Consider the following 17,419-nt stretch of genomic DNA (forward strand, 5'->3'; position numbering starts at 1 on the left):
ACATATGGAAAAATATACAATACATCATGCTGATTACGAAAAAGATGCGACTAAATATATATCGTCCAAAGGAGCGTTTTTAATAAATGAAAATGGTAGTTCCATTTTTGATGCCGGTCTGGGTGCGGGAAGTCAAATTCTTGGACATTGCCATGACGATGTTATTCATTCATTAAAAGAGCAAGCGGAAAGAGGCATGCTCTTTTTAAAAAATAATCCTCAAATACATTTATTAGCAGAGCAACTTAGCTGTGTACTCCCTCATGAGTTAAAGAATTTTGTTTTTTGCAATAGCGGTTCAGAGGCCACACAAAGAGCAATAAGATATGCAAGAGCAGCCACAAGTAAGAACAAAATAGCCAGTTTTCATGGTGGCTGGCATGGTATGAATGAATGGACACTACAAGACGATGGTGGTCGTTTTGGTGGACAAGACATAAGATTACCAAGCGGTATTCCATTATCTATTCTCGAACACAGCATTTTACTTCCATATAACGACCAACTAGCATTTGATATATTATCTCAAAATAAGAACCAGCTAGCGGCAATCTGTATAGAGCCCATTCAAGGTTCAAACCCAAGAGGGGATATAATTTCATTTCTAAAAAAAATAGAAGCATTCTGTAAAGATAATGGTATTCTAGTCATTTATGATGAGATCATAACAGGCTTCAGATTAGGGATCGGTGGTGCCTGCACCAAATGGAAGCTTAATCCAGATATCGTCACTTACGGTAAAATTTTAGGTGGAGGATTACCTGTAGGTCTCGTCGCATTTACTGATGAAGTATCACAATTAACGTTCAAAAATAAAGAAAAAAGAATTCTTTCAGGTGGAACATTTTCTGCCAACCCATTAATGGCAACGACGGCATGCGCAGTTATTAACTGCTTAAAGCATAGAGACTATTCTTTGATTGACAATCTAGCATCCACCCTTCGAGAGCAAACAAATAAGAAACTAACTGAATTAGGCATCCCCTGTCGCCTGTCTGGAGAAGCATCGATTAATAGATTGTATTTTACTGATATCCCTATACAAAACAGGGCGCATAGAGACCAAGTCGAATTGGATACCACTATTCAGCAACGTTTTCGTGAGAACATGATGAAACTGAATGTTCTTTGGCCGACCAATGGTATTATTTTTACTGGATTCTGTCATAATAAAGAGATGATAACAGAATTTGGTTCCAAAATAGTTTCAGCATTACAGATAACGTTGGAATAAAATATGTTTAAACTTCACTTCAAAACTTTAGCATATAAGTTCTATGCACCATTATTATTTAAAGCAATGAAGTTATATGGCAGAATAATGTTTTCCTTACCTAAAGAAGATCAGATGGAAATCGCGTCTACATTATGGGACCGTTTTCTTGCAAAGAAATTCTTATCTGAGCATTGGCAGGTAAATGGTACAGCTGCATACCAACTACCATGGGAAAAAAAATCAGAAAAAATATATATTTTAGGTTGTGGCAGCAGTATTAACAACATTACTGATGAAGAGTGGGATTTAATTAGTAAACATGATAGTATTGGAGTTAATTATTTTTACTTCCATGATTTCAAACCAACTGCACATTTTGTTGAATTAGGGAAATCTCAAGCGGCTTTCAATTGTATTCATGAGTTTTTATTATGTAACAAAGAAAGAAACGAACCTGTTTTTATGCAGATTAGGCATCTAATTTACAATGAGACAAGGCTTAAATCGAATAAAGAACGTGTTCATTTGTACTCTCCGACAACCATGCAGAGCAAGAACACACATATATTAAAAAAGTATTTAAAATTATTTTATTTTCCACCTTCTAAGAATAAACCATTGATCCATCATTGCTCAACACTTGATTGCGTTATAAATTTTGCAGTTCGACAAGGCTATAAAAAAATTTGTTTGGTTGGGGTTGATCTAAATAACAACCAATACTTTTGGGATGCATTTCCGAAAAATATCCACTACAATAAAGCTATTGATGCAGTAAATGAAGACTACGCTGCTGTAAATTGGAGTAGAGATGAAGACACTTGCCATGCAACCGTAAACACGGTATTGACGGACAAGTATAACTGTCTAGATTTGGTTACATACCTCAAACTGCTAAACGATACTATTTTTAGTACAAATGGCATCGACTTGGTAGTTTCAAATAAGACCTCTCTGTTGGCGAGCTATTTTTCATATCAGTCGATAAGTGACTTTTCAAACTACAAGAGTGAACATTATGAGTAAATCAGGCAGTTATATTTTCAAAGAGATTAACGATAAACTAGTCTTCGTTGGTGATTTTGAAAGATTTTATCAGGAAGATAATGACCCTTGGGGGCAATCAGCCTCATCTGAAATGAGTATATATTACCAACTATCACGTCAAAGACTGATGTCAATACTATCTACAATTAAAGAAAAATCTATGATAGTCGAAGTTGGCTGCGGCTTGGGATATGTGACAAAACTAATTTCAGATGAATTTCCACAAAACAATAACATTGTAGGGCTAGACATTAGCGAGACAGCCATAAACAAAGCCAAACTGTTATTTCCAGACTTAAAATTCATTTGTGCTGACATAACATCACCACGCTTTAAATATGACTTTGGACATGTTCGCGCGAATGTTGTCATTCTAAATCAGTTACTTTGGTATATCCTTGAGTCTCTTCCGAACGTTATGGCGAATATCTACTCCACTTTGGAGGATGATGGATTTTTAATCATATCGAATGCTTTTGCGCGAGAACAAAGATATGGTACTGAATTCATTGATCACTTCCATGGGGCAGCTCATTTTTTTTCAAAACTAGATGGCTTCAAACTGATTCATGCCTGCTTCTACAACGATAATGAAGAACACGATGACGCTCATTTCTTACTTAAAAAATGTAGTTAAACGCATTATGTTTTTATATGTACAGATCTAAATAGCCGTTCCGAATAGTAGATCACCAGATGTAGGGAACTCAGTCCAGTTTGGTGTGTACAGATCTAGTTATCACGGCATTGTTTCCCAAATCAGCCAGCAGTCATGACTTCCCCTGCCCTTGGTGACCGTTACACTCGGGGCTTTCTGACAGGCATGCCCAGTGTATTCAGCTTGTTTATGGCGCTTACATACGCCATGACTTCTCCCACTTGGCCGTTGTAGTTACGCAGACTGATTTTTCCCGCCAGCAACGGCTTGAACCGATACATTGCCGTCTCTGCCAGCGAGCGACGGTGATACCCCGATATCTTCTTCCAGTGCGCCAGCCCTTCCTTGCGCATTACCAGCACAGCCTCATTTCTTGGATGTCCCTTTTTCCAGAGTCCAGTGTTCTTGCGAGGCGGGATACAGGCTGTCGCCCCTTTGCACGAGATAAGCTGATGGCTGGCATTGCTGTCATACGCGCCATCCGCATAAACACGTCCCAGCTTACGCCGCAGTAGATTGAGTAAGGTTGGCACATTCTCCAATGACACTTCTGCTGCCACGATATCGTGGGTCACCGGGTCTACCGCCAGCTGCAACTTGCGCCACACTCGCCGTTTCTCGGCGCCGTGTTTTCTGACCTTCCACTCGCCTTCACCAAATACCTTCAGGCCGGTCGAGTCGATAACTAGGTCGGTAATGCCTCCCTTTGGGGGCTGTCGATAAGCCACTGTCACCGTGCGTGCTCGCTTGCTGACACAGCTATAGTCCGGTGCACACAGCGGTACATTCATCAACTCGAACAGGGAGTCGAGTAGTCCCTGTGTTGCTCGCAGAGTGAGGCTGAAAATCCCCTTGAGCATCAGGAAGGTTGCTGATGCAGATTTGAAGAGGATGGTGGTGATCAGATCACCGAACCCTCAGTTAGTTCCATTCAAGCTGCATCGATTTGGGAAACAACGCCCTAATAACCATTAATATTACATTTATAGTTCTCCACCATATCAACCAAATATGAATACCCTAAAAGTTCAAATCTTGCTGTTGGTGTATATGCATCTTGTACATATGGAAAACCGCCTACCACTTTTAAAAACTCACACTGAGCATCAGGACGCAACTCAGACAACTGCCCCCATAAATACTCTATAGAATTATAATTAGCCGACTTTATTGTTCCGTCTATCAAAAGTGGCGTTTTATAATCTTCATCCTTCACAAGGATGAGCATTCTATTTAAGAAACGCTGTAAATCATCATTATTAAACACAAGACCATTCTCTTTTAAAGCTAACACAGCACGAATATCTAGTGAGGCATGATCTATATCCACATAGTCAGGCGAAGATGATTTTTCTTGACTAGGAGTGTTCTTGGATAACTGTCCCTTACTCCATCCATCCCTATACATTCCCCACCAATATGGCCAAAGGTAGGAATTGCTATCCTCTACATATTGCAAATGTCTTTTAAATAACTTACCTAGTGAAGTTGCTATCTCCAGATATTTATCATCATGAGAGATTATAGCGTAATTTATAAGAGGTCTTACATACGCGTTCATCATATTAAAAGGTAGGTTTACTCTGTCATATTTATAACCATCCCCATCAGGAAAAGTGTAATAAGCCTCTCCTTTTTTAATAATTCCTAAAACATCAGAATCATAATTATAAAACTGTTTATGATGATGCGCATAATTATTTTGAAAAACCTTCTTCAAGTCATTCAAATAATTAGGATAGCGTTTGTTCAATTCCTGACTTGATGCAATTTCTTTTGCCAACATAAGTAATGAATCAAGAATTATTGCATCATGAACAAGAAATGATGTGGCCTTATTATTGTTAGAGAACACTTTAACGTCCCAACCTGACTTCGTATCATCATGAGATACACTTCTATCATTCGATCTGATTATATGCGAAGCCCTTTCTGCTGCTATATATAAGTATGATATGTCAGATGTTTTTTTATACATATTAATTAGAGATAGTATCACCGGAGATTCAGTGATAGACAGCATTGCATAGTCATTATTATAAATAGAAAAACCAGTGATTGGAGGTGAATATCTTTCAAGAAGTGCTTTATAGGTGATAACTGAATCACCAGGTGTTTTTTTAACGAGATTCACACCATTGTTAGATAAAAAAACATCCTTTCCGCTTATGCAGGTTATATCTGTTTTCTCGTAATTATCATTTATCGCCGCAGTACAAAAACTATCTCGATGTCTTTTTATTTCAAATAAGACACCATTATTCTTGGTTAATATGTTTTGAATGAAAGAATCATCTTCATAAAATGTACTTACAACCTTCCCATTCTCTATGAAATCTATTTCAGATCGCTGCTGGTCATAATTTTTCTTTACTACAGCAACCACCCCCTTAGGCAACACTGTGTAATCTGTTATTGTATTTGGATATATACTCGACAATACCTCCTCTTCCGCTGCATTAGTCGTCAATCTCATACGCATTATTTTAATTTTTCGATCTTTACTTGAAATATCATCTTGATACCAATATATATACTCTCCATTGATCATCGGTTTTCTATGGATTGATGAGTCACTCCCAATGATAACTCTATTTTTTCTTACCCTATCCATAACAACTACTCGATCACCACTTCCATTTGGTTCAAAATTAACCCAATAGATATAGCTAAGATCTCTGCTAGCACCTAGTTGCCATTTAATTCCAGGAATACCTAATGATATATTCTCTGAGTGGTTATTATCATGATAAAGAGAGATATAGTTTTTATCCGGTGCATTCCATTCTATTGTCACTCTGGAGTGTTTATCACCAACAACTTCAGTCACAAGAGGTTTAATTAATATTTTTATATCAAACTTACCATTGTTAACCTTATAACCACCAGTACTATCTGGCCAACCAAATACAGTGCCATTTTTATAAAAAAGACCATGACCTAAGTCTGTGAACGGCATACCATCACTTTCTTTTAAAATTGAAACTTTGACATACTCACCAACTTTGCCATTAACCACAATTTCTTTTTTATTAAAAAGGAATGTCGCAGACATAAGCAGTAACACTAAAAAAACAAAATAAGTACATTTACCTTTCAAAATCCCCTCCCACCCCAAAATAGTCCGATGATATCAGATGATATTATCATTTCAAAACTTTAATTTAAAACTGATTTATCGAAATAGCTCATCATGTGCAACATATAATACACGCCACAATAGCCAAGTCTTATAAAATTACGGACCAACATTAACTTTTTATAGATATGATATTCATATTGCACAAACACACATTCCTTCGTTGGGTTAGAAGGGCATTGCCTCATCTGAAAGAAACTGATGGAGAGTGAAGAGCAACATGGCATGTACAGATCTAGTTATCACCTGACACCGGCCTCAAACCGGTGTCTTGTTTACGCTACTTTAGTGCACATGTATGGAAATGGTATTCACCTGACAGTTGACCCAAAAGGGAGTGGTCATACGGCTTCAAACCGGATAACAAAACGGTACCCCTACCGTGTTATCTGGAGTCACCGTATGACCACCAACGAGAAAGTAGCACGTCGCAAACTCAGCCTGCTAGAGCTCGCCAAAGAACTCAATAACGTCAGCAAAGCCTGCAAGCTCATCGGCTACAGCCGTCAGCAGTCTACGAAATTCGCCGTAATTACCAGACCTATGGCGCCGAGGACTTGCTCGATAAACAGCCCGGTTGTAAAGGGGCTCATCTCAATCGGGTTGCGCCCGAGATTGAACAGGCCATCCTCGATTACTCCCTCACCAGACCAACCCATGGCCCGCTGCGGGTCGTCCAAGAACTCGCTCTGCAGGGCATCAATGTCAGTGCCGGTGGCGTGCGTGGCGTATGGCAACGGCACGACTTGCTCTCCAAACACGACCGCTTGTTGCGCCTAGAGAAAACCCACCGTGAGCAGACCATTGAGCTCAATGACGAGCAAATTCGCCTGTTAAAGCGCTTCAGCCCCGAGTTTCGTGAACGCCAGATTGAGGTTCACTACACCGGAGAACTGGTGGCGGTCGACACCTTCTTCGTCGGCGCACTCAAGGGGGTGGGCAAGGTGTATCTGCAAACCGTACTGGACTGCTACAGTCGCCACGCACCAGCAAGCTGCAGGTAACCTCGGTTCATGTGCTCAATGAAACGGTACTGCCGTTCTTCGAAGCCCATGAGGCTCGGGTCTAGACCATCCTGTCGGATAACGGGCGCGAGTTCTGTGGACGACCTGACCACCATACCTACGAGCTGTTCCTGCACCTGGAGGGGATTGAGCACCAAACCACCAAGGTACGCAGGCCACAGAGCAACGGCTTTATCGAGCAGCTACATCGAACCTTGCTGGATGAACACTTCCGTATCAAGGGTGGACGACCTGGTATGAGTCGGTGGTGCAGATGCAGACAGACCTGGACAGCTACCTGGATCACTACAACACCCAGCGGCCACATCAGGGCAGGATGATGGAAAAACAGACTCCCTACTGCATGTTCAAGAAGGGTCTGAAATTGATACCAAATGAAGTGCGCACTAAAGTAGCGTAAACAATACACCGGTTTGAGGCCGGTGTCAGGTGATAACTAGATCTGTACACAATGCCGTGATCTACTATTCGGAACAGCTATTTAGCATAATTTTGTGGATTTCCACCACATCTGAAGCACTAATTATATTAAACAACATCAATATCGGAACTCATGCTTTTCACTAACGTATATATCTCTTGATAGTAGGCATCAGACGCGATAATGACGGCATTGATTTTTGTAAAATTAATTTTATCGGGCATTAAAATTGGTATTTTGCATGTACATTTTTTTTTGGTGTAATCTTTATCAAAAAAACATACTGGAGTTATATCTGCCGCTTGCAATATATTATAAATCCTGCGACCTATATCGCCAGCGCCATATATAGCAAATCTATTGTTATGTTTTTTGCCAAGAGATAAAATCTTATATAGTCTTTGATCATCAAAGCGATATCCAGCTCCTAACAAATACATTCTATAATCAAGCAATTCTTGAGGTTTTAAGACCAGAGACGAACTTGCTGACTTGACTATCGATTTGAGCAATTGATAGAGTGGGAATAACTCAGTATGCTTCTGTATTGTACCCAGCAGGAACTGTAGCTCCCCTAGATTCAATAATTTTTTTGAACTAACAACAATAGTCATAAGATCCATAATCAGAGTCTCAAGTTCATGAGGCATAGATATAGGCCTTTTATCTAATCTCAATGACAATCCTGCTAATATAGGGATGATATATGAAAAGGACATATCAACATTATATTTAAGCATGGTTGACACATTGTATAACCATACATCAAAGATTGCCTTTTTCATTTTCTCGGTATTAGTAGACATTGAACCATCGCGCCGATGATATGCAACACCAACTTTATGCAAACTTATAAAGTCGACTTTATTCAATGCCATTCTAAATATCAGGTCATAGTCCTCACATCCTCCATTCGTTCTTTCGGTGATGTCAAAACCAGAAACATCTATCAAATCACTCTTATGAAACAGAAACGAATGCACGGGAGCTAAGTTATCAATCATCAATGCAGGAATTACATCACCGAAAGCAGGATATACATCTCGAGATATGCCACTATTTTCATTAATCTCTTTATAACCAATTACACTGACTACTCCTGATGATTGACTTATACACGCAGCTTGTGCTATTAAGCATCCGGGTAAAAGAGTATCATCGGCATCAAGAAATTTGATCAGTTTACCTGCCGCATTATCTATCCCAGTGTTTCTTGCTGCTGACAAGCCTAAGTTTAATTGCCTGATCAACTGTATAGAAAACGAATATTCTATAGCAGGCAGTGTGACAGGGGTTACTGAACCATCGTCGACGATAATAACTTCCAAGGGGTGATATTTTTGTTGCTGGATAGAATCGAGAGCACGCTCAAGATACTCTTCTTGCTGGTAACATGGGATAATTATGGAGATCAACATATGTTTTATCTCTCAATAAAATCAATTGATAATATAAATATTAAAGATCACATGATATGTATTATACCCATGTGCATGTAAATCATTTTTTTCTTAAAACAGTGATGCAGTCTATATGTGCAACTCCCCAATCAATGATATTTTGGCTTATAACATCGAAGCCATGATGCTTAGCTATAAAAGCAACATCATCCTTAGATATATTACTTCGTCCATTTATATTCAAACTCCACAAATCAAAGACACTTATCTTACTAGTTAATGCTGCCAGGTTAGAATGATGCATAAGCACATATCCGCGCCGTTGTAATACCCGACTAAATTCACAGAGATAGAAATCAATACTCTTATATGAAAAGTGAACCATCGCATCCCATGAGTAAACTAGACTAAGTGAACTATCAACTATCGACAGAGCTCCAGCCGTATTGCACTGGACCTGCACATTTGGATATTTAGCAAAGCGTTCACGACAGACATCAACCGCTTTAGTGCTGGCATCAATCAGCTGTAAATGTTGACAACGCTCCTGCATCAGCTCAGCAATGCGTCCTTCTCCACAGGCAAAATCCAGAACATTGCTATAGTCTAACTCTCCTTCCAGTTTTTCAAGAATAGGCTTTATAAATTTATTATATTGATCCTGAGCAGCAAGTTCGGCTGACTTGTAATAAGCTCCCCAGTCATAAGCAGCTGGAGTAGCACTCAATCTTGCTTGGATGAAATCAAGTACATCAACCTCTTGTGCATCTTCTATCGTGATCAACTTGGAAGCAGCAACACCTCTCGTTATTAAATACTCAGTCATCTCATTTTTAAATGCCTGCGATGCGATTATAATTTGCTCTGGTTGCTGCCAGTCCATCATATTTGGGGGAAGACAAATCAGTTTCCCCTGCTGTCCTTTTGATTCAAATTTTTGGTCTACTAGCCAATCGACTTGGCAATAGTTGATAGCACTTAGTTGACTTAAAAAGCTCTTGCTTATCTCACCAGCACCATAAATGGCAATAGTCGCACCTTTATTGACTCTATCAAAAGGAAACATTATTAAATTCATTATATCATCCTGAAAAATTATGTAGCAAAAACATATCATATACAAACAAGACAAGAACCCTCACTAATTTCATCTATGATTTCATCCCGATAAGGAATTGAAGCAATTATTACTGCATCAATACCCGCCACCTTTACAAGATGATTATTTATTTCCACCCCCATGAACTCGCCACTTACACTCTTATCAACAATGTACTCTATTAAATATCCATCCATATTTCTTATTATTTCATAGCAAAGACGCCGCCCTCTCTGACCAGCCCCCCAAACTACAATATGTGCCCCATCAGGAAATTTATTTTTAAGGCGGGATAAGATATCCATATCATCTTGATCGAGATATGTTTGAAGTGGCTCACATGCATACTCAGTCTCAGCACGACTTACCAGATAACTATTTTTGAAAGGATGAGCACAATATACATGCCAAGGCTTTTCCTGACCACAGAAATGCACCAAAACTGGTTCGGAAATATCCTTTTTCGCAAGATGATTGGGTTGAGCATTCCACTTCTCATCAAGATAAAGAACCTTATTTTGCAAAACAATGTTTAGGGCATCCTGATCATTGTGCTCGAAACCATTATTATCTATCAGCAGTTTCAATGCCTGCTGACTGATATTATTTTCTCGCCATTTCCCAAGATCCATCAACATGAAACCTGCGTTGAAATACCTTCCAGATGATATTCCACGCACTTGCTGCTTCTCTTTGTCACATCCCAAGATATGGTCTGATACCACGGCAACTATGGAATCCATCATATCTATCGACCAAAGTGTACTAATATCTCCAATCGCTATCATGTCAGCATCGATGAACACGACCTTTTCAACATTGTGCAAGACTTCAGGTATGGCAAAACGATAATAAGTAACTTCGTTCAATCTATTATTATAGAGACTACTGATTGGGATTTCTTTATAATCAGGAAAATCATCATAAAAACCAATTTTTATATTTTGCGAAGTCAATGACGTCAACTTAAATATGTTATCTTCATTAAGCCTGCCCAATATATGACATTTTAGCTGAAAGTTCTGACTCAGATGCTTACCAAGACTATGTATCAAAGCAGCCAAATGAATGGCAAAGGCGTTATCAATGCAGAAGGCAATATGGATTGTTTTTTTCATGTAATTACCTAGTCAGGTTAATGAAAATACACGGTCAATCAGCCAAAAATTCTTTCAAGCACGCGTTCTGGCTCATTTTTATGTTGCCATGCAAATTCATGACGCTCATCAAAGAACCACTCATACTGAACGGAATAAGTGATGAAGAGATCAAAAAGAGCCCAGTTTCCGGCACGTAAGAAATACAATGCGGTGGAAAACCATAGATGACTTTTTCCCCTTTTTACTAACAACTCATCCATTCCTGCATGAAGAGCCAAATCACATGCCGCCAGCATGTCTTGCAAAGCAAGTTTGCGACGAGTTTCTGAGGAACGAATGGCACTACATATGCTACTATCGTGAATACGATAACGCCCATATACTTGCGAAATACGGTCTATATTTCCACCCAGATAAGATGAATTAAGAATATGCCATGAGTAATCATTCACTATGTGGCAATCTAAATTTACCGCATCCAGCATTCTTTCGTGCCGGCGAAAAGCGCAGGAACTAGTATTAAAAAAGAGTCCATATAGCACTAAGTGCTCTGGACTTGCTCGATCAGGAATATATTTGGCGTTGTAATAATCTTTGCTGAATAGCGAAGTGATCCGATTTGAATCGCTATCAAATACTTCCGCTTCGTGATAAACGAATCCACAATCTGGATGCTTATCTAGATGATCATTCAACGCCTGCAGCTTGCCAGGTAGAGCCAAATCATCGCCATCGACATAAACCAGATACGAGCCCAGAGCTTGTTCCAACAAGGCACGAATGGTCAGGCACACCCCTATGTTTTTTTTGTTTTGCAATGTCCGCAGTGTGGGCCACTCTAATGCCAGCCGCTGCATAATGGCCCAGGAGTCATCGCTCGAGCCGTCATCAATGGCAATGACCTCAAAATCGAAATTGGTTTGCTGTTCCAGCAGACTAAGCAGACAGGGCTCGATAAAGCGCCCGAGGTTATACACCGGCACCAGTACGCTGACTTTCATAGAGGATCCAGAAGTAGAGTAAAAAAGAAGCGAATTGGAGAAAATGGACAAGGCTACCGCACGGTCTCTGTCAACCCTTCCTGCCCTTCATGGTAATATTTACTGCAAGAGCCGTGCCTGACCAAGCTAATTCATTGATATGACTTGATTTATGTGACTTGGAATCCACTATTCAATACGGTCAAGCTGACGGCTGCAGGCCACCAGCATGTCGATGCCGTCCCAGAGCCATTCGAATGCCAGCGCTTGTCCCGGACTTGCCACCCTATCGATACGGCAGCAAGGCGACAGCTGTAGAGCACACTCAAGCCGCATTTTATCTGGCCCAACCCAGACACAGGTCTGCATATCCCAAGGTTGTAAAAGCAACTCATCAAGGGTATCGGCAACGAATTCGGCAACTGTACCTCCTCCGATGTGTTCAAGCCGCAAAGAGGCGATGGGAGTCAATAAGTTGACGCCAGCAAAGGTCTCCTGCTGCATCTGGCCATCATGGGCGGCATTTTGTTGACTATTGATAAGGCGTTCCATCATCAGGGCCGCGCTGTCTGCAAAGGGTGCAAAGACTGCTTCGAGCAAACGACGGCGCAATGCACTGGCGGGAGAGCCCAACCAGCAAATGGTGGTGGGTGAGGCGCAGGCTTGTTGATTGAAACGGGTAAAGTCTTGTTGCAAAGCCGCGACCACTTGCCTCCACGCAACAGCATCCAGGTTGGCGAGCCATTGGCTATCCAACACCGCCATGGAGCGGCGATCCGGAAACACGATTTCCTGAGCGCGGGGTGAGAGCGGAATAGCCCGTACCCGGCTGATGGTTTCATCACCTCCCCAGATAATGCGAAGCCGACACCGGGCCGACAGCCAGGCGGTGACGCCCTCGTCATGGTCATACCGGATAAAACGGGTACGCGAGGCAACCTCTTGCCACTCGGGCAGAGAGAATAGCTCGTTCAGGATGGCCAGCATGGCCTCTTGCACCGGGTCGATGCGCGATGAGAGACGTACCACGGACCCATTGCCCATCAGCAGCGCCATGACCCAGGAGTAGAACGCGACGGTCGGCACGTTGGAGGGGACCAGATGAAAAACCATCCCCAAGGGTGCGCGCCCTGCCATGCGTTTGCGCTGTACCTCAATCTGGCGTGGCCGCAACCAAAAACCAAAGGCGGCCAAATCCGGATTCTCTCGCCCCTTCTGCTGCAGACGTGCAGAGAGCGCAGCCACAAAGTCGCAGATGACGGGCGCAAAGCCTGGCAACGGGCGAATGACAAAACCTTGCCAACCGCTGACGGGAGCCACGAAAGCGACCTCTGGCCCCGCTTGCCAGATGGCATCTTCTACATCTGACCGGATCACTGGAAAGTGTCGCTGCATCCCCTCACCTCGGCGCCTTGCTGACGTCCTGATACATGAAAATAACGGCCACGACGGCCGCAGGGGCAATTATCTTCCCCCAGCAGCACGCCGAGATCCTCGCTGAGCAAACTGTGGCCTGGATAACTTTGGGGAATGGCCGAGAGCACTTGCAGCAAGCCGGGTTGGCCGACCCCGAGCGGTCGATGAGTCAGCGGATCCCGCACCAGCAGATCGGCAAAAAGGGGAGCATGAAGATGGCCATGCTCACACTCGACAAACACCGACCCTACCTGCTCCACCATGCCATAGAAGTTGTGCACCCGACTCACCCCCAGCTGCTCATGGCAACGCTGCTTGAAGGCAGGATTATCCACCGCGAGGTGTTGCAGCTTCTTCCAGCCACCACTGTGAAAAAGCGTGCCCTGCGTCAACGGCAGTTGCAGACCGCGCTCACGCAGCGGCTCCAGCAAACATTGCCAGACCATGAAGGTAAAGCCGAACAACAGGACCGGCTGGCCTGCATATTTGTCACAAAACGCCTCGATGACCGGCCAGTTGGGCCGCATCTGCTCATCGAGGGCATAGGTATGGTCTCGGCCAAGGAAGGAGAGCCCAAGCGCACCGGCACCGCGGGCTGAAAAACCGCTGCGGTTTTGGATAAGAGCTGGTTGCTCCACCAGCAGCATGGGCAGCCGCTGCTTGCCGACGAACTCTTGCAGGATCTTCACCAGCACCTTGCTCTGCAACGCGGCTGTATCCCGATCCAGCACGATCCGTGACGGCGTCCCCGTGGTGCCCGACGAGGTGAGCACCTTGAATACCTCTTCTTGCGGCACGCTCTGCCATTGGGCCAATTTGAACAGGCGGGCGGCCAGATAGGGAAGCTCTTGATAGGTCGAAGCCTGACCCCAGCCAAACGCCGACAGAATATTGGCAAAAGCTGGACACCCCTGCCCATGCCGCTGCGTCAATTCATTCAGGCGAGCAAGGAGCAGCCCACTTTTTTCACGTTGGGGTAGCCCGAAAACCGGCGCATCAAACAGCTTGTTCATAGTTGCTCCAGCGCTGTTAATAGGGCCGGATAATCAATTTTCATATTGCTGCGTCGTGGCAAATGATGTTGGTAGATGCGTACGCTTGATGGCGGCACCATCAGCCAGCGGGCTAGCTCCAGCTGCAGTGCGTCACTGGGGCACGCATCTGCCTCGATGGCTACCAGCAGGCGATCATCGCGGCCAGTCGCGGCGCAGGAATAGCCCCTCCCCTGCAACCAGGCCTCCACTTCAGCCAAGCTTACCCGTTTGCCAAACAGCTTCAGGAAACGGTTGAGTCGCCCAGTCAGATAAAATCGGCCCGCCTCATCACAACGAGCCAGATCGCCGGTAAAGAGCGCATCCATATCACGCCCCCGAGCCAGATCTTCAGGGCGCTCCGCATAGCCCAGCATCACGTTTGGCCCTTCGTAGACTAGCTCCCCCTCCCCATCGGGAAACCCGGACTCATGACGCAAAGAGAGACGCCCGCCCGGTATGGCACGGCCGATGGCATCCGGGGCAATCATCACTTCATCGTGTGCCAACCAGGCGATGCGCGGTGCCGCTTCGGTCTGGCCATACATCACGAAAAAACGGCGTCCCAGTGCAGCTGCCTGCTCGGCAAACTGTTTTGCCAGTGCTGGCTCAAGTCGTCCTCCGGCCTGGGTCAGTGTCATCAGGCTGGGATAACGCGCCCAGTCAAAACGCAAGCGGTTAAGCATCTGAAAGGTAAAGGGTACCCCCGCCACACTGGTGACCTGATGGAGATTGACCTCATCCCAGAAGTGGCGCTCAAGGGGGCTGGCAGTGCATGAAACCAGAGAGGCGCCAGCCAAAAGATGGCTGTTGAGCACCGACATGCCGAAGGAGTAAAAAAGTGGCAACGAGGTGATGGCTCGCTCACCCCCGTTCAGCGTCAGATATTCGGCGATGGCCGCAGCATTGGCATCAAGATTGGTTCGCGACAATCGCACCCATTTGCAGGAGCCTGTACTGCCCGATGTCGGCAGCAGCATGGCCAGCTCAGGGTGAAGCGAGGGCGCATCGCCAAGATGCGCAACTGCCCCATCCTCCAATACCCGCAGACTGACACTAAAGCGCTGGCACTGCTCATGGTGCAACTGAGCATCCTGTGCAGGATCGGCCAGCATGATGGCGTGGCCATCACGCAGGGCCAGCAAGTAGTGAAGCAGATGCAGGGTGGACGTCACAAATGGTAGGTAGACCAAATGGCGGCCAGCAGGATAGATGGTGGCCAACTGCGCCACACGCCGAGCCAGCTCACCATAACTGAGCCACCCCTCTTGCGGGTCTCGCCAGGCTGGCTCGTCATTACTTTCAACCAGATGTGTCAACAAATCAGGCTGGATCAAATCACCATCCCTCCATCGACCCCAATCACCTGCCCGGTCACATAGCTCGACAAGTCGGATGCAAAAAACAGGGCCACCTTGGCCACTTCATCTGGCGTACCAATCCGCCCCATGGCGATGCTGGCCACCCGCTCAGCAAACTTATCTTGCGGGATGGCGTGGGCCATATCGGTATCGATAAAACCGGGGGCAATCGCATTGACCCGGATCTGGCTGGCGGCCAGCTCCTTGGCCAGTGACTGGGTAATACCGATCACTGCCGCCTTGCTGCCGGCATAGCAGCTGAGCCCAGCCGCTCCCACTTGCCCCATCAGGGAGGCGAGATTGATGATGCTGCCACCACCACTTCGCTGCATCAGGCGGGCGGCATACTGGCTGCAGTAGATCACGCTAAAGGTATTGTTGCTGAATGTCTTTTGCAGATGGGTCTGGTTCGCCATCCCCAATAACGCCTCTTCCAGCATGCCGGCATTGTTGACCAACACGTCCAGCTGACGAGTCTGAGCAAACAGCTGCTGAAAAGCCTGCTTGACCGCCGACGGATCAGCCACATCAAAACAGAGAGGCTGGCAAGGCACGCCAAACTCGGTACCAATCGCGGTCGCCAGCTGGCTCATGGTCACCTCATCACGGCCTCCCAGCCACAATTCCGCCCCCTGAGAGGCAAACTGGCGTGCAATGGCAAAACCGATGCCACGCCCGGCACCGGTGATCAACACCCGTTTGCCCTGCAACAGCCCCTGCATCAGAAAGTGACCCCGTATTTGGCCAGGATCTCCCTCGCCTTGCCGACCGAACTCATGTCGATAATGTCATCGGTGTCGAGCAATACACCGTAGTTATCCTCCAACTGGGCAATCAGCCCCATGTGGGCGACGGAGTCCCACTGCGGGATGCTATTGTAGGCCAGCCCATCGCTGACGCTGCCGATATCAATACCCAAAGCCTCGGCAAAAACCTGTTCCAATGCGATTGTCATCTGAAAAATCTCCGTAGCCGCTCACGGGCGGCATAGTAATCCGCCGGCTGCAGTTCCAATGCGAAAAATCCGTTATCTTGTCCTATCTGGCGGTAACCCAGTTGTTCATTCAAGCGCAGGGCCGAGCGATTGTTCTCCCGAACCAGGGTGCGGATACAACCGATATGCAACTCATCAAAACCCTGATCAAGCTGGGATAAGGCAGCAGCAATCGCCAACATGGGATGCCGCACGGTCGAATTGCCCAGATAAAGTCCCGCATCGGCAATCGCCTGACCCTGTAGCACATCCTGGCACTCACCTTTCAGATTGACGTAACCCGCTCGCACGCCCTTGCACCAGAGCACCCAGTGCTGCTGATCCCGTCGCTCACTGGTGGCGGTGAACCATTGGCGCTGTTGCCGTGGCGAAATGCGCGTCTGTGATACCATCTGCATTCGCACCTCATCCTGATTGCGCCAACGTCGCAAGGCAGGAAGATCCCACGGTTCTATCGGGCGTAGCTCAACGCCATAACTCATCTTCAACGCCATCCACTTTTCATGACCTGTCTCTCTTATCGACCACACTG

14 protein-coding genes and 2 pseudogenes are annotated in these 17,419 nt (G+C 45.1%); 4 read left to right on the forward strand and 12 right to left on the reverse strand.

The window, feature by feature from the left end; genetic code table 11:
- Positions 1-4: 4 nt before the first annotated feature.
- Genes AACR14_RS09770 through AACR14_RS09780 form a run of 3 tightly spaced genes read left to right on the forward strand, consistent with a single transcriptional unit; the run spans position 5 to position 2,900 of the window.
- Positions 5-1,234, forward strand: coding sequence for an aminotransferase class III-fold pyridoxal phosphate-dependent enzyme (locus AACR14_RS09770; RefSeq protein ID WP_083851946.1), 1,230 nt, complete (start codon positions 5-7; stop codon positions 1,232-1,234).
- Between the two features lie 3 nt (positions 1,235-1,237).
- Positions 1,238-2,242, forward strand: coding sequence for a hypothetical protein (locus AACR14_RS09775; protein WP_141108818.1), 1,005 nt, complete (start codon positions 1,238-1,240; stop codon positions 2,240-2,242).
- A complete protein-coding gene (locus AACR14_RS09780; RefSeq protein WP_019446020.1) occupies positions 2,235-2,900 on the forward strand; it encodes a class I SAM-dependent methyltransferase in 666 nt (221 codons plus the stop codon). The genes AACR14_RS09775 and AACR14_RS09780 overlap by 8 nt, the downstream gene beginning before the upstream one ends.
- Before the next feature lie 161 nt (positions 2,901-3,061).
- Here AACR14_RS09780 and AACR14_RS09785 read toward each other — a convergent pair.
- Both AACR14_RS09785 and AACR14_RS09790 read right to left on the reverse strand, forming a co-directional pair.
- Positions 3,062-3,790 (reverse strand): annotated as a pseudogene (locus AACR14_RS09785) (IS5 family transposase); the annotation flags it as partial.
- A gap of 92 nt (positions 3,791-3,882) precedes the next feature.
- Positions 3,883-6,021, reverse strand: a complete 2,139-nt coding sequence (locus tag AACR14_RS09790; RefSeq protein WP_156808806.1) for a hypothetical protein — start codon at positions 6,019-6,021, stop codon at positions 3,883-3,885.
- 441 nt (positions 6,022-6,462) lie between these two features.
- On the opposite strand from AACR14_RS09790, the pseudogene AACR14_RS09795 reads away from it, so the two are divergent.
- Positions 6,463-7,485, forward strand: a pseudogene (locus AACR14_RS09795) (IS481 family transposase).
- 128 nt (positions 7,486-7,613) lie between these two features.
- Here the strand turns inward: AACR14_RS09795 and AACR14_RS09800 are convergent.
- From AACR14_RS09800 to AACR14_RS09845, 10 genes are all read right to left on the reverse strand, one after another.
- Positions 7,614-8,924, reverse strand: a complete 1,311-nt coding sequence (locus tag AACR14_RS09800) for a glycosyltransferase family A protein (protein WP_019446022.1) — start codon at positions 8,922-8,924, stop codon at positions 7,614-7,616.
- Positions 8,925-9,006: 82 nt separating this feature from the next.
- Positions 9,007-9,984, reverse strand: coding sequence for a class I SAM-dependent methyltransferase (locus tag AACR14_RS09805; protein ID WP_019446023.1), 978 nt, complete (start codon positions 9,982-9,984; stop codon positions 9,007-9,009).
- A gap of 35 nt (positions 9,985-10,019) precedes the next feature.
- Complete coding sequence (locus AACR14_RS09810; RefSeq protein ID WP_019446024.1) at positions 10,020-11,123, reverse strand: glycosyltransferase family 8 protein; 1,104 nt, start codon at positions 11,121-11,123, stop codon at positions 10,020-10,022.
- A 38-nt stretch (positions 11,124-11,161) separates the two neighbouring features.
- Entirely contained in the window at positions 11,162-12,106 is a 945-nt protein-coding gene (locus AACR14_RS09815) for a glycosyltransferase family 2 protein (protein ID WP_019446025.1), read from the reverse strand.
- A 168-nt stretch (positions 12,107-12,274) separates the two neighbouring features.
- Positions 12,275-13,480 carry an acyl-CoA reductase gene (locus AACR14_RS09820; RefSeq protein WP_019446026.1) on the reverse strand — a complete coding sequence of 402 codons (1,206 nt, stop codon included), beginning with the start codon at positions 13,478-13,480 and terminating at the stop codon, positions 12,275-12,277.
- On the reverse strand, positions 13,459-14,514 hold the full coding sequence (locus tag AACR14_RS09825) for a LuxE/PaaK family acyltransferase (RefSeq protein ID WP_019446027.1): 1,056 nt from the start codon (positions 14,512-14,514) through the stop codon (positions 13,459-13,461). Before AACR14_RS09825 ends, AACR14_RS09820 begins: the two co-directional genes overlap by 22 nt.
- Positions 14,511-15,869 carry an AMP-binding protein gene (locus AACR14_RS09830; protein ID WP_019446028.1) on the reverse strand — a complete coding sequence of 453 codons (1,359 nt, stop codon included), beginning with the start codon at positions 15,867-15,869 and terminating at the stop codon, positions 14,511-14,513. Before AACR14_RS09830 ends, AACR14_RS09825 begins: the two co-directional genes overlap by 4 nt.
- The gene (locus AACR14_RS09835) at positions 15,866-16,615 is read right to left on the reverse strand and encodes an SDR family NAD(P)-dependent oxidoreductase (RefSeq protein ID WP_019446029.1); all 750 of its coding nucleotides are present in this window, start codon (positions 16,613-16,615) and stop codon (positions 15,866-15,868) included. Before AACR14_RS09835 ends, AACR14_RS09830 begins: the two co-directional genes overlap by 4 nt.
- The gene (locus tag AACR14_RS09840; protein WP_019446030.1) at positions 16,615-16,848 is read right to left on the reverse strand and encodes an acyl carrier protein; all 234 of its coding nucleotides are present in this window, start codon (positions 16,846-16,848) and stop codon (positions 16,615-16,617) included. The genes AACR14_RS09835 and AACR14_RS09840 overlap by 1 nt, the downstream gene beginning before the upstream one ends.
- Positions 16,845-17,381, reverse strand: a complete 537-nt coding sequence (locus AACR14_RS09845; RefSeq protein WP_019446031.1) for a GNAT family N-acetyltransferase — start codon at positions 17,379-17,381, stop codon at positions 16,845-16,847. The genes AACR14_RS09840 and AACR14_RS09845 overlap by 4 nt, the downstream gene beginning before the upstream one ends.
- Positions 17,382-17,419: the final 38 nt, after the last annotated feature.

The sequence above is a fragment of the Aeromonas sp. 159 genome (assembly GCF_963862045.1).
GTDB lineage: Bacteria > Pseudomonadota > Gammaproteobacteria > Enterobacterales > Aeromonadaceae > Aeromonas > Aeromonas veronii.